Source organism: Streptacidiphilus rugosus AM-16, from assembly GCF_000744655.1.
Taxonomy (GTDB): domain Bacteria; phylum Actinomycetota; class Actinomycetes; order Streptomycetales; family Streptomycetaceae; genus Streptacidiphilus; species Streptacidiphilus rugosus.
This window is the reverse complement of the sequence record NZ_JQMJ01000004.1, coordinates 2587975-2613372: the sequence shown is the minus strand read 5'-3', so window position 1 is coordinate 2613372 and position 25398 is coordinate 2587975. Positions and strand designations below refer to the sequence as shown.

Annotated in this window: 20 protein-coding genes and 1 tRNA gene; 17 read left to right on the top strand and 4 right to left on the bottom strand. The window is 70.9% G+C overall.

All coding sequences use genetic code 11. From position 1 onward, the window contains the following. Nucleotides 1-33: 33 nt before the first annotated feature. The 10 genes from BS83_RS20940 to BS83_RS20895 all read left to right on the top strand — a co-directional run bounded on the left by BS83_RS20940 (nucleotide 34) and on the right by BS83_RS20895 (nucleotide 12509). The gene (locus BS83_RS20940) at nucleotides 34-2661 is read left to right on the top strand and encodes a valine--tRNA ligase (RefSeq protein WP_037609536.1); all 2628 of its coding nucleotides are present in this window, start codon (nucleotides 34-36) and stop codon (nucleotides 2659-2661) included. Nucleotides 2662-2746: 85 nt separating this feature from the next. Continuing rightward, nucleotides 2747-4108, top strand: coding sequence for a bifunctional tetrahydrofolate synthase/dihydrofolate synthase (gene folC / locus BS83_RS20935; protein WP_037605182.1), 1362 nt, complete (start codon nucleotides 2747-2749; stop codon nucleotides 4106-4108). Nucleotides 4109-4152: 44 nt separating this feature from the next. Further along, nucleotides 4153-4485 (top strand): DUF4233 domain-containing protein, encoded by a 333-nt coding sequence (locus tag BS83_RS20930; RefSeq protein WP_037605181.1) that lies wholly within the window; start codon nucleotides 4153-4155, stop codon nucleotides 4483-4485. A 279-nt stretch (nucleotides 4486-4764) separates the two neighbouring features. Next, a complete protein-coding gene (ndk, locus tag BS83_RS20925; RefSeq protein WP_037605180.1) occupies nucleotides 4765-5184 on the top strand; it encodes a nucleoside-diphosphate kinase in 420 nt (139 codons plus the stop codon). A 297-nt stretch (nucleotides 5185-5481) separates the two neighbouring features. Continuing rightward, the gene (locus tag BS83_RS20920; protein WP_037609535.1) at nucleotides 5482-6507 is read left to right on the top strand and encodes a rod shape-determining protein; all 1026 of its coding nucleotides are present in this window, start codon (nucleotides 5482-5484) and stop codon (nucleotides 6505-6507) included. A gap of 66 nt (nucleotides 6508-6573) precedes the next feature. Further along, nucleotides 6574-7512 (top strand): rod shape-determining protein MreC, encoded by a 939-nt coding sequence (gene mreC / locus BS83_RS20915; RefSeq protein WP_037605179.1) that lies wholly within the window; start codon nucleotides 6574-6576, stop codon nucleotides 7510-7512. 4 nt (nucleotides 7513-7516) lie between these two features. Then, entirely contained in the window at nucleotides 7517-8242 is a 726-nt protein-coding gene (gene mreD / locus BS83_RS20910; protein ID WP_037605178.1) for a rod shape-determining protein MreD, read from the top strand. A gap of 66 nt (nucleotides 8243-8308) precedes the next feature. After that, nucleotides 8309-10504: a penicillin-binding protein 2 gene (gene mrdA, locus BS83_RS20905; RefSeq protein ID WP_037605177.1), complete on the top strand. Its 2196-nt coding sequence runs from the start codon at nucleotides 8309-8311 to the stop codon at nucleotides 10502-10504. A gap of 73 nt (nucleotides 10505-10577) precedes the next feature. Further along, a complete protein-coding gene (gene rodA / locus BS83_RS20900; RefSeq protein WP_037605176.1) occupies nucleotides 10578-11780 on the top strand; it encodes a rod shape-determining protein RodA in 1203 nt (400 codons plus the stop codon). Nucleotides 11781-11819: 39 nt separating this feature from the next. Beyond that, nucleotides 11820-12509, top strand: coding sequence for an HAD family hydrolase (locus tag BS83_RS20895; RefSeq protein ID WP_037605175.1), 690 nt, complete (start codon nucleotides 11820-11822; stop codon nucleotides 12507-12509). Between the two features lie 12 nt (nucleotides 12510-12521). Here the strand turns inward: BS83_RS20895 and BS83_RS20890 are convergent, their stop codons facing one another. Next, nucleotides 12522-13517, bottom strand: a complete 996-nt coding sequence (locus BS83_RS20890; protein WP_037605174.1) for an adenosine deaminase — start codon at nucleotides 13515-13517, stop codon at nucleotides 12522-12524. A gap of 124 nt (nucleotides 13518-13641) precedes the next feature. Between BS83_RS20890 and BS83_RS20885 the strand changes: the two genes are divergently transcribed. Beyond that, nucleotides 13642-15570, top strand: a complete 1929-nt coding sequence (locus BS83_RS20885; RefSeq protein WP_037605173.1) for a TIGR03960 family B12-binding radical SAM protein — start codon at nucleotides 13642-13644, stop codon at nucleotides 15568-15570. Between the two features lie 73 nt (nucleotides 15571-15643). Here the strand turns inward: BS83_RS20885 and BS83_RS20880 are convergent. The 3 genes from BS83_RS20880 to BS83_RS20870 form a co-directional block, all read right to left on the bottom strand. After that, a tRNA-Trp gene (locus BS83_RS20880) sits at nucleotides 15644-15718 on the bottom strand. A 29-nt stretch (nucleotides 15719-15747) separates the two neighbouring features. Then, nucleotides 15748-16914, bottom strand: a complete 1167-nt coding sequence (locus tag BS83_RS20875) for a GDSL-type esterase/lipase family protein (protein ID WP_037605172.1) — start codon at nucleotides 16912-16914, stop codon at nucleotides 15748-15750. Between the two features lie 158 nt (nucleotides 16915-17072). Continuing rightward, complete coding sequence (locus BS83_RS20870) at nucleotides 17073-17432, bottom strand: VOC family protein (RefSeq protein WP_037605171.1); 360 nt, start codon at nucleotides 17430-17432, stop codon at nucleotides 17073-17075. An 88-nt stretch (nucleotides 17433-17520) separates the two neighbouring features. Between BS83_RS20870 and BS83_RS20865 the strand changes: the two genes are divergently transcribed. The 6 genes from BS83_RS20865 to obgE all read left to right on the top strand — a co-directional run bounded on the left by BS83_RS20865 (nucleotide 17521) and on the right by obgE (nucleotide 25272). Continuing rightward, complete coding sequence (locus BS83_RS20865) at nucleotides 17521-18039, top strand: CGNR zinc finger domain-containing protein (RefSeq protein WP_051943488.1); 519 nt, start codon at nucleotides 17521-17523, stop codon at nucleotides 18037-18039. A 102-nt stretch (nucleotides 18040-18141) separates the two neighbouring features. Continuing rightward, a complete protein-coding gene (locus tag BS83_RS20860) occupies nucleotides 18142-18984 on the top strand; it encodes a TIGR03936 family radical SAM-associated protein (RefSeq protein ID WP_408641097.1) in 843 nt (280 codons plus the stop codon). Between the two features lie 205 nt (nucleotides 18985-19189). After that, nucleotides 19190-22807: an Rne/Rng family ribonuclease gene (locus BS83_RS20855; protein WP_037609533.1), complete on the top strand. Its 3618-nt coding sequence runs from the start codon at nucleotides 19190-19192 to the stop codon at nucleotides 22805-22807. Nucleotides 22808-23079: 272 nt separating this feature from the next. Beyond that, nucleotides 23080-23394 carry a 50S ribosomal protein L21 gene (gene rplU / locus BS83_RS20850; RefSeq protein ID WP_037605169.1) on the top strand — a complete coding sequence of 105 codons (315 nt, stop codon included), beginning with the start codon at nucleotides 23080-23082 and terminating at the stop codon, nucleotides 23392-23394. A gap of 15 nt (nucleotides 23395-23409) precedes the next feature. After that, nucleotides 23410-23664: a 50S ribosomal protein L27 gene (gene rpmA / locus BS83_RS20845; RefSeq protein WP_037605168.1), complete on the top strand. Its 255-nt coding sequence runs from the start codon at nucleotides 23410-23412 to the stop codon at nucleotides 23662-23664. 132 nt (nucleotides 23665-23796) lie between these two features. Beyond that, the gene (gene obgE / locus BS83_RS20840; RefSeq protein ID WP_051943484.1) at nucleotides 23797-25272 is read left to right on the top strand and encodes a GTPase ObgE; all 1476 of its coding nucleotides are present in this window, start codon (nucleotides 23797-23799) and stop codon (nucleotides 25270-25272) included. Nucleotides 25273-25398: the final 126 nt, after the last annotated feature.

Sequence of the window (25398 nt, the reverse complement as noted above, 5' to 3'; positions counted from 1 at the left end):
CCGCGGGCCTCTAAACTTGCCGTCGTGACCGACATGAACCAGCGCCCCGCCCAGACCGGGGACGAAAGCGCCCTCGAAACGTTGCCGACGCAGTACACGCCGGCGCAGGTAGAGGGGCCGCTGTACGACCGCTGGGTAGAGCGCGGTTACTTCACGGCGGACGCGAAGAGCGAGAAGCCGCCGTACACCATCGTCATCCCGCCCCCCAACGTCACCGGCTCGCTGCACCTGGGCCACGCCTTCCAGCACACGCTGATGGACGCCCTCGTCCGCCGCAAGCGCATGCAGGGCTACGAGGCGCTGTGGCTGCCCGGCATGGACCACGCCGGCATCGCCACCCAGAACAAGGTCGAGCAGCAGCTCGCCGAGGAGGGCCTGTCCCGCCACGACATCGGCCGCGAGGCCTTCGTCGAGCGCACCTGGCAGTGGAAGCAGGAGTACGGCGGCCGCATCCTCGGCCAGATGAAGCGCCTGGGCGACGGCGTCGACTGGTCCCGTGAGCGCTTCACCATGGACGAGGGGCTCTCCGCGGCCGTCCTCACCATCTTCAAGCAGCTCTTCGAGGACGGGCTGATCTACCGCGCCGAGCGCATCATCAACTGGTGCCCGCGCTGCCTGACCGCGCTGTCCGACATCGAGGTCGAGCACGAGGACCGCGACGGCGAGCTCGTCTCCATCCGCTACGGCGAGGGCGACGACAGCATCATCGTGGCCACCACCCGCGCGGAGACGATGCTCGGCGACACCGCCGTGGCCGTCCACCCGGAGGACGGGCGCTACGCCCACCTGATCGGCCGCCGGATCAAGCTGCCGCTCACCGACCGGACCATCCCGGTCGTCGCGGACGAGCACGTCGACCCGGAGTTCGGCACCGGAGCGGTCAAGGTGACCCCCGCCCACGACCCGAACGACTTCGAGATCGGCCGCCGCCACGACCTGCCGAACCTGACCGTCATGGACGAGCGCGGTGTGATCACCGTGCACGGCCCCTTCCTCGGCCTGGACCGCTTCGAGGCGCGCTCGGCCGTCGTCGGCGCACTGCGCGAGCAGGGCAGGATCGTCGCCGAGAAGCGGCCCTACGTCCACGCGGTCGGCCACTGCTCGCGCTGCCACACGGTGGTCGAGCCCCGGCTGTCCATGCAGTGGTGGGTCAAGGTCGCCCCGCTGGCCCAGGCGGCCGGCGACGCGGTGCGCGACGGGCGGGTCCAGATCCACCCGAAGGAGCTGGAGCGCCGCTACTTCGACTGGGTCGACAACATGCACGACTGGTGCATCTCGCGCCAGCTGTGGTGGGGCCACCGCATCCCGATCTGGTACGGCCCGGACGGCGAGGTCGTCTGCGTCGGCCCCGACGAGCAGCCGCCGACCGGCGAGGGCTGGCGTCAGGACGAGGACGTCCTCGACACCTGGTTCTCCTCCGGTCTGTGGCCGTTCTCCACGCTGGGCTGGCCGGAGCAGACCCCGGACCTGGAGAAGTTCTACCCGACCGACGTCCTGCTGACCGGCCACGACATCATCTTCTTCTGGGTCGCCCGGATGATGATGTTCGGCCTGTACGCGATGGACGGGCGGGCGCCGTTCCACACCATCGCGCTGACCGGTCTGGTGCGCGACGAGTTCGGCAAGAAGATGTCGAAGTCCAACCCGAACGCGGTCGACCCGCTGACCTGGATGGACGCCTACGGCGCGGACGCGGTGCGCTACACCCTCGCCAAGGGCGCCAACCCGGGTGCGGACGTGCCGATCGGCGAGGACTGGGTCCAGGGCTCGCGCAACTTCTGCAACAAGGTCTGGAACGCCACCCGCTTCGCACTGATGAACGGCGCGACGGTGGCCGGCCCGCTCCCGGCCGAGAGCGAGCTGGGCGCGGCGGACCGCTGGATCCTGTCGCGGCTCAACGCGACCGTCGCCGAGGTGGACGCCCTCTACGACGACTACCAGTTCGCCAAGCTGACGGACACGCTGTTCCACTTCGCCTGGGACGAGGTCTTCGACTGGTACGTCGAGCTGACCAAGTCCACGCTGGCCGAGGGCGGCGCGGCGGCGGACGTCACGCGGCGGGTCCTCGGCGAGGTGCTCGACGTGACGCTGCGTCTGCTCCACCCGATCACACCGTTCGTGACCGAGGCGCTGTGGACGACGCTGACCGGCGGGGAGTCCGTGGTCGTGGCGGAGTGGCCCGCCGACAGCGGGTTCCGCGACGCGGACGCCGAGCGCGAGATCGAGCTGCTGCAGCAGGTCATCACCGAGGTCCGCCGCTTCCGTGCGGAGCAGGGGCTCAAGCCCGGCCAGAAGGTCGCGGCCCGCCTGACGCTCGACGGCACGCCGCTGGTCGCCCACGAGGGCGCGCTGCGGTCGCTGGCACGGCTCCAGCCGGCCGGCGAGGGCTTCCACGCGACGGCGACCCTGCCGGTCGCGGGCGCGACGGTGGCGCTGGACCTCTCCGGCGCGATCGACGTCGAGGCGGAGCGCAAGCGCCTGGCGAAGGATCTCGCGGCCGCGGAGAAGGAGCTGGCGCAGGCGACGGCGAAGCTGGGCAACGAGGCGTTCCTGGCGAAGGCGGCCCCGGCGGCGATCGACAAGATCCGTGGCCGGCTCACCAAGGCCGAGGACGACATCCAGCGCCTGACCGCCCAGCTGAGTGCGCTGCCCGCGGCGTAGCCGCCGAAAGGGGCGCGGGGTTCTGAGCAGAACCCCGCGCCCCTGAGGAGTTGCAGCGGGCCCTTCGCCGTCGGGTGTCGCGCCGTTGCATCCGTACACTTGCGCCGTGAGTGACATCGAGCTGACCGCCGTCACGGCGGAACTGGCCGCCAAGTGGCCGGAGACCAAACTTGACCCCTCCCTGGAGCGGATCAAGGCACTGATGGACATCCTGGGCCAGCCGCAGCGGTCCTATCCGACCATCCACATCACCGGCACCAACGGCAAGACCAGTACGGCTCGCATGATCGAGCAGCTGCTGCGCACCTTCGAGCTGCGCACCGGCCGCTACACCAGCCCGCACGTCGAGTCGATCACCGAGCGGATCAGCCTCGACGGCGAAGCCATCAGCCCCGAGCTGTTCGTGCGGACCTACGAGGACATCAAGCCCTACGTCGCCATGGTCGACGCCCAGCAGCAGTTCCCGATGTCCTTCTTCGAGGTCGTCACCGCGATGGCGTACGCCTGCTTCGCGGACGCCCCCGTCGACGTCGCCGTGGTCGAGGTCGGGATAGGGGGTACCTGGGACGCGACCAACGTCATCGACGCCGGCGTCTCCGTGATCACCCCGATCTCGCTGGACCACATGGACCGGCTCGGTGACACCACCGCCGCGATCGCGGGGGAGAAGTCCGGGATCATCAAGAAGGGCGGCCTCGCCGTCGTCTCGCAGCAGCCGCTGGACGCCGCCGAGGTGATCCTGCGTCGCGCCGTGGAGGTCGACGCGACCGTGGCCCGCGAGGGCATGGAGTTCGGCGTCCTGCACCGCGACATCGCGGTCGGCGGCCAGCTGGTCACCCTGCGCGGGATCGGCGGGCACGAGTACCCGGAGGTCTTCCTCCCGCTGCACGGCGCGCACCAGGCGCAGAACGCCTCGCTCGCGCTGGCCGCGGTCGAGGGTTTCTTCGGCGTCGGCACCGCGCACGACCAGCCGCTGGACATCGACCGGGTGCGCCAGGCCTTCGCGGGCGTCAGCTCGCCCGGCCGGCTCGAGGTCGTCCGGCGGAGTCCGACGATCGTGCTGGACGCCGCGCACAACCCGGGCGGCGCCCGGGTGACGGCGGACGCGATCAGCGAGTCCTTCGGTTTCACCCGTCTGATCGGCGTCTTCTCGCCGAGTGGCGACAAGGACGTCGTCGGCGTCCTGGAGGCGCTGGAGCCGGTCCTCGCCGAGATCGTGGTCACCCAGAACTCGACGCAGCGCGCCCTGGACGTCGACCGGCTGGCGCAGGTCGCCGCGGAGGTCTTCGGTCAGGACCGGGTGCACGTCGAGCCCCGCCTGGACGACGCCATCGACGCGGCGGTCACCCTGGCCGAGGAGGAGGGCGACCTCGGCGGCGCGGGCGTGCTGATCACCGGGTCCATCATCACGATCGGCGAGGCCAGGCTGCTGCTCGGCAAGCGCTGACCCTGCCGGGGGAGGGCCGCGCACGGCGGACTAGACTGACCGCCGTGCGTACCCTCTGCTCCTCCACGCTGATCAGCGAAGCCATGGTCATCGGCTTCGCCGCGCTCGTCGCGATGCGGCTCTCGCACGTGTCCGGCACGACGCTCTGGTCGGTGTCGGGGGCGGCGATGCTGCTCTGCGTGCTGCTCTGCGGAGTGCTGGGGCGCAAGGGCGCGGTCGCGATCGGGTGGGGGTTGCAGCTCGCCCTCATCGCGAGCGGTGCGGTCGTGTCGATGATGTACGGCCTGGGCGTCATCTTCGCCGGGCTGTGGTGGGCCTCGGTGCACTACGGCCGCAAGATCGACGCGATCAAGGCCGCCAGGCTCGCCGAGGCCTGAGCCGGCTCCGGCACACGCGGGTCCGCGCCGGGCGGAGTCACCTCGACGACGCCGTCCGGTGGAGTGAATCCGGCCGGACCGGTCTCCCCGCGGCACCGCGGAACAGCCCCTTCCGGTCGTTACTGTGAGCGAATTCCCCGCCCGGATCGGGGTAGTGGCTCAGGCAGTACCCTCTGCGTCCGCGCTGCGGGCGCTCGGGTAGTCTCGTGTCGATCATCACATCGCGTAGCATCACGGTGAGCGTCCTCGCCACCTCGAAATCCCCGGGAGCCGTCCCCTATGTCCTCGACCCAGCGCACCCTGGTCCTGCTCAAGCCCGACGCCGTCGCCCGCGGTCTGATCGGCGAGATCGTCTCCCGGATCGAGCGGAAGGCCGACTGGCGGATCGCCGCGCTGGAGCTGCGCACCCTGGACGCCGCGACGCTGGAGCAGCACTACGCCGAGCACGTCGGCAAGCCGTTCTACGAGCCGCTGATGGGCTTCATGTCCTCCGGTCCGTCCGTCGCGATGATCGTCGAGGGCGAGAGCGTGATCGAGGGCATCCGGCTGCTCGCAGGAAAGACCAACCCGCTCGAGGCGGGCCCCGGCACCATTCGCGGGGATTTCGCGACCATCACCCGTGAGAACCTCATCCACGCCTCCGACTCGGAGACCTCCGCCGAGCGCGAGATCAAGATTTTCTTCCCCGGTCGCGCCTGATCAAGGCCGGTCGCGGGCAGCCGCACCTTTTCTTCACCGGATTCCCACGGCATCAATCTCGGCCATACGGAACCCAACCCTCGACACACGGCGTCCCAATGGCGGGATATCCGATCGTCTGCACGGACAATGGCGACGAAGGTCCCGTCGCTACCATGGTGACTGCCGGGCGGCAGCATCGTTCATGGTCGCAGTAGCTGACGGCCAGTGAGTCGGCGTATCCGCCTACCCATCCGCCGCCGTCGCCCCCCTCATCCGCGAGCTCCGGGAAGGCCCCGCATCCCCATGGCGAACAACATGTCGTTCATCGGTCGTGACATGGCTGTCGACCTCGGCACCGCCAACACGCTGGTGTACGTCAGGGGCCGAGGGATCGTGCTCAACGAACCGTCGGTCGTCGCGGTGAACACCAACACCGGCGGCATCCTGGCGGTCGGCTCCGAGGCCAAGAAGATGATCGGGCGCACGCCCGGCAACATCGTGGCCATCCGCCCGCTCAAGGACGGCGTGATCGCCGACTTCGAGATCACCGAGCGGATGCTGCGCTACTTCATCCTCAAGATCCACCGCCGCCGCTACCTGGCCCGTCCGCGGGTCGTGGTCTGCGTGCCCAGCGGCATCACCGGGGTCGAGCGCCGCGCCGTGATCGAGGCGTCGGCCCAGGCCGGCGCGCGCCAGGTGCACATCATCGAGGAGCCGATGGCCGCCGCGATCGGCGCCGGCCTCCCGGTCCACGAGGCGACCGGCAACATGGTCGTCGACATCGGCGGCGGCACCACCGAGGTCGCGGTGATCTCGCTCGGCGGCATCGTCACCGCCCAGTCCATCCGGGTGGCCGGCGACGAGCTGGACAACGCGATCATCCAGCACATCAAGAAGGAGTACTCGCTGCTGCTCGGCGAGCGCTCCGCCGAATCGATCAAGATGACCATCGGCTCCGCCCACCCCGTCGACGGGGACAAGGAGGAGCACAGCGAGATCCGCGGCCGCGACCTGGTCAGCGGTCTCCCCAAGACCGTGGTGATCTCCGCCGCCGAGGTGCGCGAGGCCATCGAGGAGCCGGTCAACAGCATCATCGACGCCGTCAAGACGACCCTGGACCAGTGCCCGCCGGAACTCGCCGGTGACATCATGGACCGCGGCATCGTTCTCACCGGGGGCGGTGCGCTGCTGCGCGGCCTGGACGAGCGGCTGCGCCGCGAGACCGGGATGCCGGTGCACATCGCCGAGAACCCGCTGGACTCGGTCGCGCTCGGCTCCGGCAAGTGCGTGGAGGAGTTCGAGGCCCTCCAGCAGGTCCTGGACGCCCAGCCGCGCCGCTGACCGCCGTTCCCACGTTCGTTGACTGCTCGTTGACCGCACGCTGACTGAAGGGCTCTGCCGAGAATCGTGAGGGACACACGAGAGAGCCGGCTCCTGCTGATCCTCCTGGTGGCGGTCGCGTTCGCGCTGATCACCGTGGACATCCGCGGCGGCGACGACTCGCCGATGAACGGCCCGCGCACCGCCGCCGCGTCGGTCTTCGGCCCGGTCGAGAACGGCGTCTCAGGGATGGTCAAGCCGCTCGCGGACGGCCTGCACTCGCTGCGCGACTCCGGCAGCCAGGGCGACCGGATCAGGACGCTGGAGCAGCAGAACGAACTGCTCAAGCAGCAGCTCTCCTCCTCCGACCTGGTCAAGGGCCGCGACACCGAGCTGGCCAAGCTGCTGGGCGAGGCCGGAGCCGGCCAGTACACCATCAAGGCCGCCCAGGTGACCGCCATAGGGGCCAGCCAGAACTTCTCCTGGACCATCACCATCGACGTCGGCGGCAACGACGGCATCCAGCGCGACATGACGGTGATCAACGGCGAGGGACTCGTCGGCCGGGTCACCACGGTCGCGCCGACCAGCTCCACCGTGCTGCTGGCGGTCGACCCGCGCTTCACCGTCGGCACCCGGATGGAGGGCAGCGGTGAGATCGGCTTCGGCACCGGCGAGGGCGACGCCCCGATGCGGGTCGAGCTGCTCAACGGCCAGGCCGGCGTCAAGGTCGGCGACCGGCTGGTCACCTTCGGCTCGCAGAACGACAAGCCGTTCGTGCCCGGCGTCCCGGTCGGCACCATCACCCAGATCGTCAACACCCCCGGCGAGCTGACCAGGACCGTGCTGGTCCAGCCCTTCGTCAGCTTCACCAAGCTGGACCTGGTCGGCGTCGTCGTCCAGCCGCCGGCCACCGACCCGCGCTACGCGGTGCTGCCGCCGAAGCCGGCGCCGACCCCCACGAACAACCCGTCGCCGTCCACCCCGCCGGCGACTCCGTCCGCCCATGTGAAGAAGAAGGGCTGACGCCATGTGGATCAATCGCGTCCTGCTCTCCGCGGCGCTCGTCGTCTTCGCGATGGTCGTCCAGGTCAGCATCCTGGCCCGGCTCGGCCTGCCCGGCGCCGTCCCCGACCTGCTGCTGCTCGTCGTGATCGGCCTCGCCCTGGTCTACGGGCACGTGACCGGCTGCCTGATCGGCTTCTTCGCCGGTCTCTTCGCCGACCTCGCGCCGCCGTCCGACCACGCGGTGGGCCGCTACGCGCTGGTGCTCTGCCTGGTCGGCTACGTGGCGGGCCTGCTGCGCCCGGAGAACGGCCACCTGCGCTCGGTGACCACGCCGCTGATGGTGGTGGCGGGCGCCGCCCTCGGCGCGACGACGCTCTACGCGGGCGTCGGCGCCCTGGTCGGCGACACCGCCGCCCGGCACGTCGGCCTGACCGGGCTGCTCATCTCCTCCGTCGTCTACGACGTGCTGCTCGCGCCCTTCGTGGTCCCGGTGGTGATGGCCCTGGCCAGACGTACCGTCACCGACCCCGCGGGCGGCGCCGGACAGGGCAGCACGCCGAGCAAGCCGCGCCGCACCGGTCTCAACCGTCGCGGCGCCTTCTTCGGCGACCGCGGCACCCGCACCGGCGGCGCGGCCGGTCTCGGCACCGTCCCCGGCTTCGGCGGGAGCGCCGCGGGCAAGAGCGGCGGCAAGACCGGAAGCAGGCTGGGCATGACGGCCAGGCTCAGCAAGGCCGCCAAGCGCTGACGCGCGGAACGCGGACACCACAGCACTGACGCAGTAGCGAAGCGAGAGCACGAGGAGGGGCACCCCGTGGGCAACATCCCGGAGACGGGCCGGACCCGGCGGATCACCGGTCGGCTGCTGGTCCTCCAGGTGCTGGTGCTCTCACTGCTCGGCACGCTGGGCGGCAGACTCTGGTACCTGCAGATCCGCTCGGGCGCGTCCTACGCGCAGCAGGCCTCGTCGAACCACATCCGCACCGTCGTGGTGCCGGCCGTGCGCGGCGAGATCCTCGACTCCAACGGCGTGCCGCTGGCCGACAACACCACCAAGCTCGTCGTCTCGGTCTCGCGCACCGCTCTGCTGCAGCAGAAGGACGGCGGCAAGGCGGTGCTGACCAGGCTCGGCCAGGTCCTCGGCATGACCTACGAGGACATGCACGACAAGGTCAGGCTCTGCGACGCGAAGACCCCGCGCCCCTGCTGGAACGGCTCGCCCTACCAGCCGATCCCGGTCACCCAGACGGCCAACACCCAGCAGGCCATGCAGATCATGGAGCGCCAGGAGGACTTCCCCGGCGTCACCGCCAGCCCCAGCGCGGTCCGGCTCTACCCGGCGCCGTCGGGAGCCAACGCGGCGCAGATACTGGGTTATCTCTCCCCGGTCACCCAGGACGAGATCACCGCGGCGACCGACGCCAACGGCAAGTCCTCGCTGGCCCCCTCCGACCAGGTCGGCCGGGCGGGCCTGGAGTACCAGTACGACAAGGCGCTGCGCGGCGTCAACGGCACCACCAACCTGGAGGTCGACAACCTCGGCCGGGTCATCGGCACCGCGGGCGGCAACGCCTCGGTGCCCGGCTCGGACGTGGTCACCAGCATCGACGCGCGGATCCAGGCCCTGGCCGAGCAGCAGCTCAACGACGCCATGGTGACCCTGCGGAAGACCTACGACACGGTCACCCACGAGAACTTCAAGGCCGACTCCGGCGCGGTCGTGGTCATGGACGTGCACACCGGCCGGATCATCGCGATGGCCAGCGCGCCGACGTACAACCCGAACATCTGGAGCGGCGGCATCTCCGCCAAGGACTACGCGGCGCTGAACAGCCAGAACTCCGACTACCCGATGCTGAACCGGGCGATCCAGGGACAGAGCGCGCCGGGTTCGACCTTCAAGGTCGTCAGCACGACGGCCGCGCTCAACGCCGGCTACACCTACGACTCGACCTTCCCCTGCACCTCGTCGATGACCATCGGCGGCCGGGTCTTCAAGAACTTCGAGGGCGAGAACTTCGGCGCGATCAACCTCTCCAAGGCGCTGGAGGTCTCCTGCGACACGGTCTTCTACAACATCGCCTACCAGCAGTGGCTCAGCGACGGCGGCACCAAGCCGAAGCACCCGCAGGACTGGCTGTACAAGACCGCGCACCAGTTCGGCCTCGGCGCCGACACCGGTATCGACCTGCCCGGAGAGGTCAAGGGCCGGGTCCCCGACCGCCAGTGGCACCAGGACTACTACAACGAGATGAAGGACACCTGGTGCCGGCAGGCCAAGACGGAGACCGACCCGTACCTGCGCGCCATCGCCAGCGAGGACTGCGTCGACTTCGCGACGCTGCGCGCCGGTGACGAGGTCAACTACGCGATCGGCCAGGGTGACACCCTGGTGACCCCGATCCAGATGGCCCGCATCTACTCGGCGCTGGCCAACGGCGGCACGCTCTACCAGCCGCAGCTCGCCAAGGCCGTGGTCAGCCCCGGCGGCCGGACCGTGCAGCAGATCAAGCCGGTCGTCCAGGGCCACCTGCCCACGACGCCGCACATGATCAACTACATCGACCAGGCCACCGCGAACGTCATCACCAGCGGTACCGCCGCCTGGAAGTTCCAGGGCTGGCCCCAGGACAAGGTGCAGCTGCACGCCAAGACCGGTACGGCCGAGGTCGTCGGCAAGCAGACGACCTCCTGGTTCGACACGTACACCAAGGACTACGCGATCGTCATGACGATCTCCCAGGGTGGCACCGGCTCCGGCGGTTCCGGCCCGGCCGTCCGCAACATCTACAACGCGCTCTACGGCATCCAGGCCGACGGCAAGATCGACCCGAGCAAGGCGATCCGCCCGGCGGCCCAGACCTCGCTGCCCAGCTTCCACCCGGACGGCACGGTGACCCAGCCGGTCTCCTGGACCGCCCCGCAGACGTACCCCGCCGACTCGGGCACCCCGTTGCTCGCCGCCCTCGACATCGCGGCGCTGGCGCCGGAGCGGAGGGGTGACGCGTGAGCGGGCGAAGCGAGGTCGCCATGAAGAGGTGCGCGTTCCGCGAAGCGGCTGCCGAGCGAAGCGAGGTGGGCGCATGAGCGGCCTGAGCACGAGCTATTCGACGCCTCGGTACACCCCGCGCAAGGGCGGGATGGGGCGGCTGCTGGAGCGGGACTCGCCGCTGCGGCGGATGGACTGGCCGCTGGTGCTGGCCGCCCTCGCGCTCTCCGGGATCGGCTCGCTGCTGGTCTGGTCCGCGACCCGCTCCCGCGTCGAGATCAACCACGGCGACCCGCAGTACTTCCTGGTCCGCCACCTGGTCAACCTCGCCATCGGCATCGGCCTGTGCACCGGCGTGGTGCTGCTCGGCCACCACCGGCTGCGCACGGCCGTGCCGTTCATCTACGGCCTGTCGATCCTCGGCGTCCTCGCCGTGCTGAGCCCGCTCGGATCGACCGTCAACGGCGCGCACTCGTGGATCGTGCTCGGCGGCGGCTTCTCCATGCAGCCGTCGGAGTTCTGCAAGATCTCCATCATCCTGATCTGCGCGACGATACTGTCCGCACGGGTCGACGCGGGCGAGATGCAGCAGCCCAACGGCCGCTCGATCCTCCAGGCCCTGATGCTGGCCGGCGTCCCTATAGGGATCGTCCTGATGATGCCCGACCTGGGCTCCACCATGGTCATGGTCGTGATCATCCTCGGCGTGCTGCTCGCCTCCGGCGCCCCCGGCCGCTGGATCGGCGGACTCACCCTGGTCGGCGTGATCGGCGCGGCCGCGGTCGTCCAGCTGCACCTGCTCAAGCAGTACCAGATCGCCCGCTTCGCGGCCTTCGCCAACCCGGCGCTCGACCCGGCCGGCGTCGGCTACAACACGGCCCAGGCCCGCATCGCCATCGGCTCGGGCGGCCTGTCGGGCAAGGGCCTCTTCCACGGCACCCAGACCACCGGCCAGTTCGTCCCCGAGCAGCAGACCGACTTCGTCTTCACCGTGGCCGGCGAGGAGCTCGGCTTCATCGGCGGCATGGTCATCATCGGCCTGCTCGGCATCATCCTCTGGCGCGCCTGCCGCATCGCCCGCGAGGCCTCCGACCTCTACAGCACCGTGCTGGCGGCCGGCGTGGTGACCTGGTTCGCCTTCCAGGGCTTCGAGAACATCGGCATGACGCTCGGCATCATGCCGGTGGCCGGCATCCCGCTGCCCTTCGTCAGCTACGGAGGATCGTCGATGTTCGCGATCTGGATCGGCATCGGGCTGTTGCAGTCGGTGAAGATGCAACGCTCCATGGCAGGCTGACGCGACGGCGTCCCTCGCCTCCCGGATAGGGTGCCGGACATGATCAAAGCGGTGATGTTCGACTTCTCCGGCACCCTCTTCCGGATCGAACCGGTCGGGGAATGGTGGCAGGCCACCGTCGACGCGCTGGGCCTCGACGTGCCCGAGGCGGAGGCCGCCGCGTGCGTGGACCGGCTGTCCGCACTCGGCGCGCTGCCCGGCAGCCCCTACGGCGTCGTCCCGCAGGAGCTCGCCGGGCTCTGGCGGGAGCGCGACCTCGACATGGTCCGCCACCGCGCCGCCTACACCGGCCTCACCCGGGCCGCGGAGCTCCCCGACCCGCGCCTCGTCGACGCCCTCTACGAACGCCATCTGGCCCCCGCCGCCTGGCGCCCCTACCCGGACACCGCCGCCACCCTCGCCGAACTCCGCCGCCGCGGCCTGCCGGTGGCCGTCGTCAGCAACATCGGCTGGGACCTGCGCCCGGTCTTCCGCCACCACGGCGTCGACGAACTCGTCGACGCCTACGTCCTCTCCTTCGAGCAGGGCGTGCAGAAGCCGGACGCCGCCATCTTCGAGACGGCCTGCCGCGAACTGGGCCACCACCCCTCCGACGTCCTCATGGTCGGCGACGACCTCACCGCCGACGCCGGCGCGACGGCGCTCGGCTGCGCCTTCCATCCCGTCGACCACCGGCCGGTCGACGAGCGACCGGCCGGGCTCACACCGCTGCTGGACCTGCTGGACTGACGGCCTCGGGTGCTACGCGAAGCGGTGGGCGTCGACCTCGGCGATCAGCGCCGCCCGCCGCTCCTCGTCGTCCTCCAGGAACGACGCCTCGAACGAGTTGCGTGCCAGCAGCCGCAGTTGATCGTCCGTCAGACCCAGAGCACGGCGCACCCCGACGAAGTTCTCCTCCACGTACCCGCCGAAGTACGCGGGGTCGTCCGAGTTCACCGTCGCCACCAGGCCCGCCTCCAGCATCGCCGCCAGCGGGTGGTCCGCCAGCGTGTCGACGCAGCGCAGCCGGACGTTCGAGAAGGGGCAGACCGTCAGCGGGATCCGCTCCGCCACGAGGCGCTTCACCAGGTCCGCGTCCTCCAGGGCGCGGATCCCGTGGTCGATCCGTTCGACCTCCAGCAGGTCCAGCGCCTCGCGCACGTAGTCGGGACCGCCCTCCTCGCCCGCATGGGCGACCCGCCGCAGGCCGGCCTCCTTCGCGCGGCGGTAGACCGTCGCGAACTTCGCCGGACGGTGGCCCACCTCCGCCGAGTCCAGGCCGATCCCCGCGATCACATCGCCGAAGTACGGGCGGCACGCGTCGAACGTCGCCAGCGCGGAGGCCTCCGGAAGGTCCCGCAGGAAGCACATGATCAGCTTCGTGCTGACCCCGTGCCGCTCCAGAGAGCTGGACAGCGCCCGGTCCAGCCCCCGCACCACCGCGTCCAGCTCCACCCCGCGCGAGGTGTGCGCCTGCGGATCGAAGAAGATCTCCGCATGCCGGACCCCGTCCCGCGCCGCCCGCGCCAGATACGCGTCGGCGAGCTCGGTGAAGTCCTGCTCCGTCCGCAGCACGTCCATCAGCTGGTAGTAGAGGTCCAGGAAGGACTGCAGGTCGGAGAAGGCGTACGCGGCCCGCAGCTGGTCGGGGTCGGCGTAGGGGAGGTCGACGCCGTTGCGGTGGGCCAGGACAAAGGCGAGCTCGGGCTCGAGCGTCCCCTCGATGTGCAGGTGCAGTTCCGCCTTGGGGATGGGCACGAGAGGTCCTTGCGTCGAGCGGTCCGGACCCTGCGCGGGCCGGCAAATCGGTCAAACCAGCAACCTTAGCCCCTGCGGTAACCTTGAGGGTCAGCCCCGCGTCCACACGAAAGTCCCTGCCTCTATGTCTGTCGAGTCGGTCTTCCCGCGCCTGGAGGCCCTCCTCCCGCACGTCCAGAAGCCGATCCAGTACGTCGGCGGTGAGCTCAACTCCACCGTCAAGGACTGGGACGCCTGCGATGTCCGCTGGGCCCTCATGTACCCCGACGCCTACGAGGTCGGGCTGCCCAACCAGGGCGTCATGATCCTCTACGAGGTCCTCAACGAGCGCGAGGGCGTCCTGGCCGAGCGCACCTACAGCGTCTGGCCGGACCTGGAAGCGCTCATGCGCGAGCACCAGGTGCCGCAGTTCACCGTCGACGCCCACCGTCCGGTGAAGGCCTTCGACGTCTTCGGCCTGAGCTTCTCCACCGAGCTCGGCTACACCAACATGCTCACCGCGCTCGACCTGGCCGGCATCCCGCTGCTCGCCGCGGACCGCACCGACGAGGACCCGATCGTGCTCGCGGGCGGCCACGCCGCATTCAACCCCGAGCCGATCGCGGACTTCCTCGACGCCGCCGTCGTCGGCGACGGCGAGCAGGCCGTCCTCGACATGACGGAGATCATCCGCACCTGGAAGGCCGAGGGGAAGCCCGGCGGCCGCGACGAGGTGCTGCTGCGCCTGGCCCGCACCGGCGGCTTCTACATCCCGAAGTTCTACGACGTCGAGTACCTGCCGGACGGCCGCATCGCCCGCGTGGTGCCGAACGCCTCCGGCGTGCCGTGGCGCGTCTCCAAGCACACGGTGATGGACCTCGACGAGTGGCCCTACCCGAAGCAGCCGCTGGTGCCGCTCGCGGAGACGGTCCACGAGCGGATGTCCGTGGAGATCTTCCGCGGCTGCACCCGTGGCTGCCGCTTCTGCCAGGCGGGCATGATCACCCGTCCGGTCCGCGAGCGCTCCATCACCGGCATCGGCGAGATGGTCGAGCGGGGCCTGAAGGCCACCGGCTTCGAGGAGGTCGGCCTGCTCTCGCTCTCCTCGGCCGACCACACCGAGATCGCCGAGGTCGCCAAGGGCCTGGCCGACCGCTACGAGGACGACAAGGTCGGCCTTTCGCTGCCGTCGACCCGCGTGGACGCCTTCAACATCGACCTGGCCAACGAGCTCAGCCGCAACGGCCGCCGCTCCGGTCTGACCTTCGCCCCCGAGGGCGGCAGCGAGCGGCTGCGCAAGGTGATCAACAAGATGGTGTCCGAGGAGGACCTCATCCGCACGGTCGCCACCGCGTACGGCAACGGCTGGCGCCAGGTGAAGCTCTACTTCATGGCCGGCCTGCCGACCGAGACCGACGAAGACGTCATGCAGATCGCCGAGATGGCGAAGAACGTCATCGCCAAGGGCCGCGAGGTCACCGGCACCAACGACATCCGCTGCACCGTCTCCATCGGCGGCTTCGTGCCCAAGCCGCACACACCGTTCCAGTGGGCCCCGCAGCTGGGCGTCGAGGAGACAGACGCCCGCCTGCTCAAGCTCCGCGACGCCATCCGCGGCGACCGCAAGTACGGCCGCAACATCGGCTACCGCTACCACGACGGCAAGCCCGGCCTGATCGAGGGCCTCCTCTCCCGCGGCGACCGCCGCGTCGGCGCGGTCATCCGCGCGGTCTACGAGGACGGCGGCCGCTTCGACGGCTGGCGCGAGCACTTCTCCTACGAGCGCTGGATCCGCTGCGCCGAGTCGGCCTTCGCGGGCACCGGCGTCGACGTCGCCTGGTACACCACCCGCGAGCGCCAGTACGAGGAGGTCCTGCCCTGGGACCACCTGGACTCGGGCCTGGACAAGGACTGGCTCTGGGAGGACTGGCAGGACGCCCTGGAGGAGGTCGAGGTCGACGACTGCCGTTGGACCCCGTGCTTCGACTGCGGTGTCTGTCCTCAGCTCGACACCCATATCCAGATCGGCCCCACCGGCAAGAAGCTGCTGCCGCTGACCGTGGTCGGCACGTAGTCGCGCAGGACGGCACAAGAAGGGCGGCCCGGTCGATCGACCGGGCCGCCCTTCGTCGTCGCGGCGGAGTGGGCGGAACCGGCCGGAGTCGAACCGGCGTCCTCGCGGTTTTGGAGACCGCGCGCGACCACCTCTGCGCTACGGTTCCGCCCGGCCCGACAGCCTAGCGGCGGAGGCTCACGGGAGTGCGGTCAGCGTCATGCCGGACGCGTCACGCCCCGGGGTGTTGTCGCAGGCGAAGTCGCCGGTGGGCTGGGCGTAGATGAGGCTGAGGCACTGGCCGAGGGCACGCTGGCCGTAGGCGTTGGGGTGGAAGGACTCCTGCATGGTGCCCTGGGTCGCGCCGGTGGTGAGGAAGCGGGCCCATTCGCTGGCGACCGGGGAGGGCGGCTGCGAGGAGGTCGCCAACTGGGCGGAGGCGGCGCACACTTCGTGGCCCTGGAAGGCGTCCTGGAGGTCGAGGAACTGGACGCCCTTGGTCTGCGCCTCGGTGCGCAGCGCGGAGGAGATCTCCGGGATGAGGGTGTCGCGGGCCCAGTCGGAGTCGCCGTTCCAGAAGGGGCAGCCGCCGCTGTCGGTGCGGCTCCAGCCGCTCTCGGGGTAGCGGTTCTCGGCGCTGCGGGGGATGGGGGAGGGGTAGGACTGCAGGATGATCCGGTAGCTGCCGGCCGTGTAGCCGTCGGCGGTCATCGCGGCGTTGATCGAGTCGATCGCCCTGCCGACGTTCGCCATCGCGCCGGGGAGCGCGGCGGCGATGTTCTGCTGCTGGGTGCCGTGGCAGTAGCTGTACCAGACCTCGTAGTCCTCCACGCAGGCGGTGATCACGCTGGAGAAGCCGAGGTCGTTGCCGCCGATGGACAGCACGACCGTCCTGACGGCGTTGTTCGCGGCGATCTGTGCGAGCTGGTCGGCCTGCGGGGCCTCGCCCTTGTAGCTCTGGCCGCCGTCGGCCGCGCGCAGCACGTTCGTCGTGGTGGCGCCGGAGCAGGCGATGTTGAAGCGGGCTCCGGGGAGTCCGGCGGCGCTGGCGACCTCGGCCGTGTCCGAGCGGTCGCACCCGCTGGAGTAGGTCGGGCCGTAGACGACGGTGGGGTCGTAGCCGCCGTTGACGTAGGCGCGGTCGGTGCCGCTGCGACTGCCGGAGACGGTGTCGCTGTTGCCCTGCCAGCGACCGGCTTCTCCGGAGATGTAGCTGTCGCCCATGGAGACGACGGCGCCTCCTGAGGCGGCGTGTGCGGCGCCCGTGCCGCTGCCGAATCCGAGAACGGCGAAAAGCGTGGTCAGCGCGGCGACGGCGAGCCGCAGCGGTCTGTTCCGTCGAACGGGTGTGGCGGATCCAATCATGGGTGAACTCCAGGTGAGGGGTGGGGTTCACCGGCCGGTGCGCAGAATCTGACACACGGCTGATTGCTACCGCAAGGTAACTACAGCGTTTATTTCTTGAGGGAATGTCCGGAAAGGGGCGGGTCCTATTTACGCCCCTTTCCGGAGCGAAATGCGTCTCAGCAGGCGCAGAGGCAGAACGGGTGGCCGGCCGGGTCGGCGAAGACCCGCCAGGACTTCTGTCCCTCCCAGTCCTCCAGCAGGGTCGCGCCCAGTGCGAGGACCTGCGTCTGGGCGGCGTCGAGGTCGGTGACGCCGATGTCGATGTGGCCCTGCTGCGGCCCGTCCTGGCTCGGCCACTGGGGCGCGCGGTAGTCGGCGACCCGCTGGAAGGAGAGCGTGGTGCCGAAGTCGCCGACGAGTTCGACCCACTCGCCGCCGTCGTCCTCGACCTTGCCGCCGACGAGTTCGGCGTAGAAGGCGGCGAGTGCGCCGGGGTCGGGACAGTCGAGGGCGTAGGTCTGCAGAGTGCCGATCATGTCGTTCTTCTCCGTTACCTGTGGATGGCTTCAAGGGGTAACCACTGCCGTTACTGGATGCTGCCGCACTATCGGTAACATCGCAAGCATGGGAGACGCCCCGGAGTCGCTGCGGCTCGTGCAGGAGCTCGTCAACACGCTCGACGTCGAGAGCGGGGTGGACGGGCTGGAGGCCTTCGTGGGGGCCGGTGTCGACGTCGAGCGGGTGCGCGGGTTCCGCGAGCTGCTGCGCGAGGCGGGGATGGCGCACGCCGGTCTGGACGTCGCGGACGTGTCGCTCGATCTGCTCAACCGGCAGCTGGCGTGCGCTCCGCTGGTGCTCTCCGCCCACGCCGACGGACGCGTCGAGCTGGTACCCGCGCCGGGCCTGAACTCCACGGAGCTGTTGCTGGCCAGTGTGGCGGCGTCCATTGCCGCGGCGGGCGGCGACTGGCTGCGGCTGAAGGCCTGCGCGGCGGAGGACTGCCGCTGGCTCTACTACGACCGTTCGCCCGCCGGACGCGGCCGCTGGTGCAGCATGGCCGTCTGCGGAAGTCGCGCGAAGATGCGCGCCTATCGGGCACGGGGAAATGTTTCTGCGGTCACCCCGACCGAATATGATCGGTAACGGACTCCGCCTGTTTCGCCGACCGGCCCGCGGAGTCCGGATTCACCCGGTGGCGCGCCCGCGTACCCTTGGAGGCGCACAACCACCCCTACTGCCGAAGGACTGAGCGCACTGGCACGCCGCACGCCCGACGGTCCGCCGCCCGCACCCGCGGTCCAGCGGATCCGTCTCCGCTACACCAAGCGTGGTCGCCTCCGCTTCACCAGCCACCGCGACTTCCAGCGGGCCCTTGAGCGCGCCCTGCGCCGATCCGCCGTACCGATGGCGTACTCCGCCGGCTTCACCCCCCACCCCAAGATCAGCTTCATGAACGCCGCGCCCACCGGCGCCGCGAGTGAGGCCGAGTACGTGGAGCTGGCCCTCGCCGAGCGGCGCGAGCCCGAGCTGCTGCGCAAACAGCTCGACGAGTCGCTGCCGCCCGGCCTCGACGTGATCGACGCGGTCGAGGCCGTCGGCAAGGACTTCATGGAGCGGCTGCAGGCGTCCGTCTGGCTGCTCCGTCTGGACGGCGTCGAGTCCGACGCGGCCCGCAACGCCGTCGCGGCCTTCCTCGCAGCCGACGAGGTCGAGGTCTCGCGGCAGACCAAGAACGGTCTGCGCACGTTCGACGCGCGCGGCGCCGTGATCTCTCTCGAGGTCGTGGATCCGCAGGTGGACGCGGGTGTCCTCGGCCTACCGGAAAGTACGACCGATATCCCCGCAGGCCGCGCCTGTGCGATACTGCGGCTGGTTGTTCGGCACGCCACACCCGCCGTCCGACCCGACGACGTCCTCTCCGGTCTTCGTGCGACGGCCGACCTCGCGCTGCCGGTCCCCGCTGGGGTGACCAGGCTGGCGCAGGGGCCGCTCGACGAGGAGACCGGTGCGGTGACCGACCCGTTCGCGTCCGACCGCGACGCGGCCACGGCCCTCCCATCCGAGGCGGCCGAGCCGCAGAACGCGTAGCGGCGACCGGTCGGCAACGCAGCGCCGTCGGCGCCCGACCAGGGTCCTGGGAGCCACCCGGGGCCCGGTCACCAGGGGCGTGGCCTTGAAGCTTCGGCGCGCTCGCGAGCCTCGCGGGGGCGCCACCCAAAGACATACGCGAGCCCCCGTGCGGCGCCCGCCCAAGAGGCGCGGCGCCCGGGGGCGTGACGGGAGAACCGCCCGCATGCCCGAGATCACCAATGACAACAACGAACAGAGCGAACAGAGCGAAGCACAGGCGGCGGCCCCCAAGGCCGCGCCGCGTCGCCGTCGCGCCGCCAGCCGTCCGGCCGGTCCGCCGGTGAACGAGGCGGCCGAGCCCGCCGCCGGGACGCCTGCCGCTGCCGAAGCCGCTCCCGCCGCCGAGGCCCCTGCCGCCGAGCCGGTCAAGCGTGTCCGGCGCACCCGGAAGAAGGCCGAGGTCGCTCCGGAGGAGCCGGCCGCCGTCGAGACCCCCGCCGCCGAGGAGCCGGTCGCCGAGCCCGCCGCGGAGGCCGCCGAGCCGACCGAGGCGGTCGAGCCGCGCAAGCGTGCCCGCCGTACCCGCAAGAAGGCCGAGCCCGTGGTCGAGACGGCCGCGGAGGAGCCCGCCACCGACAGCCTCGCGCTGCTCGGCGAACTGGACCAGGTCGAGCAGCGGGTCGAGTCCGGCCTGCTGGTCGCCGGAACGGAGCTGGAGGCGCTCGTCGCCGACCTGGTCGCCCGCGTCAGCGGCGCGCTCACGGTCGAGGCCGGCAGCCAGCTCGAGCAGCGCCTCGCCGCGCTCCAGCAGCGCGCCGTGCAGCCCGCCCCCGCGCCCGTCGTGGAGACGCCCGCCGCTGCCGCCGTCGAGACCCCCGCCGAGACGCCCGCCGCGTCCGAGGAGCCCGCTCCGCGCGGCCGCCGCCGCGCCGTGCGCCCGGCGACCGCCGTCTTCCAGGCGCCGGTGTTCCAGGCCCCGCAGCCGGTCGAGTCCGCGCCCGCCGCCGAGCGTCGCGCGCCCGCGCCTGCCGCCGCCTTCGCGGCCCCCGACGAGAGCGCCGCCGAGGCGGCCCCGGCCGCGGGGCGCCGTCGTCGCCGCGCCGAGGCCCCGGTCACCGCTGCCGCCGCCCCCGAGGCCGTCGCCGAGCAGGCCGTGGAGGAGGCCGCCGAGGAGCAGACGGCCGGCCGCCGCCGCACCCGCCGTCGTGCCGCCGCTCCGGCGGCGCCGACCGAGCCCGCCGTCTTCGAGCAGGTCTCGGGCCGCGAGCCGCTTCCGGCCGAGGACGAGCCGGCCGAGGACGAGGCCGCCGAGCCCGCCTACGGCCGCCGTCGTCGCCGTCGGGCCACCTCGCCCGCCTTCGTGATCGCCGAGGGCGCCGAGCCCGTCGACGTCGAGGCGGAGGCCGAGGACGAGGACGCGGTCGAGGCGGAGGCCGAGGAGCAGCCCGCCGAGGAGGGCCGTCCCTCCCGCCGTCGTCGCCGTGGCGGTCGTCGCCGCCGTCGTGGCGAGGGCGAGGACCACGAGGCCGCGGGTTCCGCCGAGGAGGCGGAGGGCGAGGAGTCCGAGGCCGAGGACGAGGAGGAGAGCGACGCCCTGGGCGACGCGCTGTCCGCGTCCAGCCGTCGGCGCCGTCGCCGTCGTCGCCGCAGCGGTGACGCGGGCGGCGAGGTGGAGGGCGGCGAGGGCGACCCGGAGCGCACGGTCGTCAAGGTGCGCGAGCCGCGCCATCGCACCCACGAGGCTCCGTTCGACCCGGACGAGGTCCAGTCGATCAAGGGCTCGACCCGTCTCGAGGCGAAGAAGCAGCGTCGCCGCGAGGGCCGTGAGCAGGGTCGCCGCCGCGTCCCGATCATCACCGAGGCCGAGTTCCTGGCGCGCCGCGAGGCCGTCGAGCGGGTCATGGTGGTCCGTCAGACCGGCGAGCGCACCCAGATCGGCGTGCTGGAGGACGGCGTCCTCGTCGAGCACTACGTCAACAAGGAGCAGGCCAGCTCCTACGTCGGCAACGTGTACCTGGGCAAGGTGCAGAACGTGCTGCCGTCGATGGAGGCCGCCTTCGTCGACATCGGCAAGGGCCGCAACGCGGTGCTCTACGCCGGTGAGGTCAACTTCTCCGGTCTCGGCCTGAAGAACGGTCCGCGCCGGATCGAGTCGGTGCTGAAGTCCGGGCAGTCGGTGCTGGTCCAGGTCTCCAAGGACCCGATCGGCCACAAGGGCGCCCGCCTCACCAGCCAGATCTCGCTGCCCGGCCGCTACCTGGTCTACGTGCCCGAGGGCTCGATGACCGGTATCAGCCGCAAGCTGCCCGACACCGAGCGGGCCCGCCTGAAGAACATCCTCAAGAAGATCGTCCCCGACGACGCGGGCGTCATCGTGCGCACCGCGGCCGAGGGGGCGTCCGAGGAGGAGCTGACCCGCGACGTCCAGCGACTGCAGCAGCAGTGGGAGGACATCCAGAAGAAGGCCAGCAGCGGCAACGCGCCGACCCTCCTGTACGGCGAGCCGGACATGACCGTCAGGGTCGTCCGCGACATCTTCAACGAGGACTTCACCAAGGTCATCGTCTCCGGCGAGAACGCCTGGTCGACGATCCACGAGTACGTCTCCTCGGTCGCCCCCGACCTGACGCCGCGGCTGCAGAAGTGGACCTCCGAGGTCGACGTCTTCGCCACCTACCGGGTCGACGAGCAGCTGATGAAGGCGCTGGACCGCAAGGTCTGGCTGCCCAGCGGCGGCTCGCTGGTGATCGACAAGACCGAGGCGATGGTCGTCGTCGACGTCAACACCGGCAAGTTCACCGGTCAGGGCGGCAACCTCGAGGAGACCGTCACCCGCAACAACATCGAGGCGGCGGAGGAGATCGTCCGTCAGCTGCGGCTGCGGGACCTCGGTGGCATCATCGTGATCGACTTCATCGACATGGTCCTGGAGTCCAACCGCGACCTGGTGCTGCGCCGCCTGCTGGAGTGCCTGGGCCGGGACCGGACCAAGCACCAGGTGGCCGAGGTGACCTCGCTGGGCCTGGTGCAGATGACCCGCAAGCGGGTCGGCCAGGGTCTGCTGGAGTCCTTCTCCGAGACCTGCGTCCACTGCAACGGCCGCGGCGTCATCGTGCACATGGAGCAGACGGCGCCCGCGCCGAAGGGCTTCGCCGGCCCCAAGCCGGGTGTCGGCGGCGGCCAGGCGCAGCAGGGCCAGCCGGCCGAGGAGGGCGGCAGCAAGCGCCGTCGTCGCGGTCGCGGCGGTGACGCCCAGGCGGAGACGCACGAGACCCACGAGGCGCACGAGCACGAGCACGAGGAGATCGAGCTGGTCTCCCGCGAGCCCGAGGCCGTCGCGGCGGACGACGCGGCCGCGGCCGCTCCTTCGGCGCCGGTCGAGACCGCGGAGTCGGTGGCGGCCCCGGTGGTCGACGCCGCGGCGCAGGCCGAGGCCGAGGCCATGGTCGAGTCGATGATCGAGGCCCCGGCCACGCGCGGCCGCACCCGCCGCCGCGCGGTGCGCAAGGCCACGACGACGGTCGGCCAGGAGCCCGCCGTGGTCGTCATCGCGAGCGAGACCCCGGCCGAGGCCGCCGTCGAGGTCGCGGAGGCCGTCGCCGAGCCGGTGCAGACCGCGCTCCCGGTGGCCGAGGCAGAGCCCGTCGAGGCTGAGTCCGTCGAGTCCGGAGCGGCCGAGGCGGAGGCCGAGGCTCCCGCCCCGGCGCGCAAGCGGGCTCCGCGCAAGACGGCCGCCAAGAAGGTCGCCGCGAAGAAGACCGCCGCCAAGAAGACGACGGCCAAGCGGGCGACCAAGAAGACGGCCGCCAGCGAGGCCGCGACCGAGACCGCCGCGGAGTAACGCGGCACGGCAGTCACCGGAACGGGGCCGGTCCGCGATCTGCGGACCGGCCCCGAGCTGCGCAGACGTCCCGGCGTTCGCCCGGATGGGCTGGTTTGACCCTGGGTCCTGGCTTCCGTAGTCTTGACCCTCGGCGTGCTTTGCATTCTGCGAGCCGCGCCCGCTTCTGAGCAAACACCTCCCAGGCGCCCGGCGCTCGGGGGAGGCCCCCGGCCGATCGGTGCCGGTGCGGCTGGCGTCAGGGGTTCCGACCGAATCGAGAAGGGTTCAACGTGTACGCGATCGTGCGTAGCGGCGGACGGCAGCACAAGGTTGCCGTCGGCGATGTTTTTGAGGCTGACAAGGTCGACGCCAAGGTCGGCGAGACCGTTGAGCTCTCGACGATCCTGGTCGTCGACGGTGACGCCATCACCAGCGACCCGTGGGTCCTGGCGGGTGTGAAGGTCCGCGCCGAGGTGGTCGACCACCACAAGGGCGAGAAGATCCGCATCCAGAAGTACAAGAACAAGACCGGCTACAAGAAGCGTATGGGCCACCGTCAGCGCCACACCGCGCTTCGCGTGACCAGCATCGACTCGGCGAAGTAAGGGGCGAGGGGAACCATGGCTCACAAGAAGGGCGCAAGCTCTACCCGTAACGGTCGTGACTCGAACGCTCAGCGCCTGGGCGTGAAGCGTTACGGCGGCCAGGTCGTCAACGCCGGCGAGATCATCGTCCGCCAGCGCGGCACCCACTTCCACCCGGGTGCGGGCGTCGGCCGTGGCGGCGACGACACGCTGTTCGCGCTGGAGGCCGGTGCGGTGCAGTTCGGCACCCGTCGCGGTCGCCGCGTCATCAACATCGTCCCGGTCGCCTGAGTCCTCTCGGCCGACACGTAGGACGTAGCAGTACCTCGCTGAGGGTGGATCGGAACATTCCGGTCCACCCTTGGTGTTTGAAGAAGAGTTGTTCGTTTTAGCCGTTCCCGCCGACCGAGAGGCGCCCGCATCATGACCACCTTCGTTGACCGCGTCGAACTGCATGTCGCCGCGGGTAACGGGGGCCACGGCTGCGCCTCCGTGCACCGCGAGAAGTTCAAGCCGCTGGGCGGCCCGGACGGCGGCAACGGCGGACGCGGCGGTGACGTGACCCTCGTCGTCGATCCCCAGGTCACCACCCTGATCGACTACCACCACCACCCCCACCGCAAGGCCACCAACGGCAAGCCGGGCGCGGGCGGCCACCGCACCGGCGCCGAGGGCACCGACCTGATCCTGTCAGTCCCCGACGGCACGGTCGTGCTCGACAAGCAGGGCAACGTGCTGGCCGACCTGGTCGGCAACGGCACCACCTACGTCGCCGCCGCCGGCGGCCGCGGCGGCCTCGGCAACGCGGCGCTGGCCTCGGCCCGCCGCAAGGCGCCCGGCTTCGCGCTGCTGGGCGAGCCCGGCGACGACGCGGACATCGTGCTGGAGCTGAAGTCGGTCGCCGACGTCGCGCTGGTCGGCTACCCGAGCGCGGGCAAGTCCTCGCTGATCTCGGTGCTCTCCGCGGCCAAGCCGAAGATCGCCGACTACCCGTTCACCACCCTGATCCCGAACCTGGGCGTGGTGACCGCCGGCGAGACCACGTACACCATGGCCGACGTGCCGGGTCTGATCCCCGGCGCGAGCCAGGGCCGCGGCCTGGGCCTGGAGTTCCTGCGCCACGTCGAGCGCTGCTCGGTGCTGGTGCACGTGCTGGACTGCGCGACGCTGGAGTCCGACCGCGACCCGATCACCGACCTCGACGTCATCGAGGACGAACTCAAGCAGTACGGCGGTCTCGAGGACCGCCCGCGCGTGGTGGCGCTCAACAAGATCGACGTGCCCGACGGCCAGGACCTGGCGGACCTGGTCCGCGCCGGTCTCGAGGAGCGCGGCTACCAGGTCTTCGAGGTCTCCGCGGTCGCCCACAAGGGCCTGCGCGAGCTGAGCTTCGCGCTGGCCAGGATCGTCGCCGAGGCTCGCGCCGCGAAGCCGGTCGACGAGGCCACCCGTATCGTGCTCCGCCCGAAGGCCGTCGACGACGCGGGCTTCTCCGTCGTCTACGACGAGGCGGAGGACCTCTACCGCGTCACCGGCTCCAAGCCGGAGCGCTGGGTCAAGCAGACCGACTTCAACAACGACGAGGCCGTCGGCTATCTCGCGGACCGCCTCAACCGCCTCGGCATCGAGGACGCGCTGATGAAGCAGGGTGCCCGCGAGGGCGACACCGTCGTCATCGGCGCCACCGAGAACGCCGTCGTCTTCGACTGGGAGCCCTCGATGGCCGCCGGCGCGGAGATGCTCGGCCGTCGCGGCGAGGACCACCGCTTCGAGGCTCCGCGCGACGCGGTCAGCCGCCGCCGCGAGCGGGAGCGGATGCGCGCCGACTCGGCCTCGGAGGAATTCGACGCCTTCGACCCGATGCGCCGCAACGCGATCGAGAGCGACGAGGACTACTGACCCTTCCGGTCACCGGTTCTGACGGGACGTCGGCCGCAGCCAGGCTGTCGGCCGACGTCCCGAGGGCTGAAACCCGGGTGAGTCGCCCGGTCCGCTTCGCGTAGATTGCTGATCGCAAGGTGGACG

Excerpts from the sequence above, each read along its gene's own strand:
- BS83_RS20940 (WP_037609536.1), top strand. The coding sequence starts at position 34 with ATGAACCAGCGCCCCGCCCAGACCGGGGACGAAAGCGCCCTCGAAACG.
- ndk (WP_037605180.1), top strand. The coding sequence starts at position 4,765 with ATGTCCTCGACCCAGCGCACCCTGGTCCTGCTCAAGCCCGACGCCGTC.
- BS83_RS20920 (WP_037609535.1), top strand. The coding sequence starts at position 5,482 with ATGTCGTTCATCGGTCGTGACATGGCTGTCGACCTCGGCACCGCCAAC.
- mreD (WP_037605178.1), top strand. The coding sequence starts at position 7,517 with ATGTGGATCAATCGCGTCCTGCTCTCCGCGGCGCTCGTCGTCTTCGCG.
- rodA (WP_037605176.1), top strand. The coding sequence starts at position 10,578 with ATGAGCGGCCTGAGCACGAGCTATTCGACGCCTCGGTACACCCCGCGC.
- BS83_RS20895 (WP_037605175.1), top strand. The coding sequence starts at position 11,820 with ATGATCAAAGCGGTGATGTTCGACTTCTCCGGCACCCTCTTCCGGATC.
- BS83_RS20885 (WP_037605173.1), top strand. The coding sequence starts at position 13,642 with ATGTCTGTCGAGTCGGTCTTCCCGCGCCTGGAGGCCCTCCTCCCGCAC.
- BS83_RS20875 (WP_037605172.1), bottom strand. The coding sequence starts at position 16,914 with ATGATTGGATCCGCCACACCCGTTCGACGGAACAGACCGCTGCGGCTC.
- BS83_RS20870 (WP_037605171.1), bottom strand. The coding sequence starts at position 17,432 with ATGATCGGCACTCTGCAGACCTACGCCCTCGACTGTCCCGACCCCGGC.
- BS83_RS20865 (WP_051943488.1), top strand. The coding sequence starts at position 17,521 with ATGGGAGACGCCCCGGAGTCGCTGCGGCTCGTGCAGGAGCTCGTCAAC.
- BS83_RS20855 (WP_037609533.1), top strand. The coding sequence starts at position 19,190 with ATGCCCGAGATCACCAATGACAACAACGAACAGAGCGAACAGAGCGAA.
- rpmA (WP_037605168.1), top strand. The coding sequence starts at position 23,410 with ATGGCTCACAAGAAGGGCGCAAGCTCTACCCGTAACGGTCGTGACTCG.
- obgE (WP_051943484.1), top strand. The coding sequence starts at position 23,797 with ATGACCACCTTCGTTGACCGCGTCGAACTGCATGTCGCCGCGGGTAAC.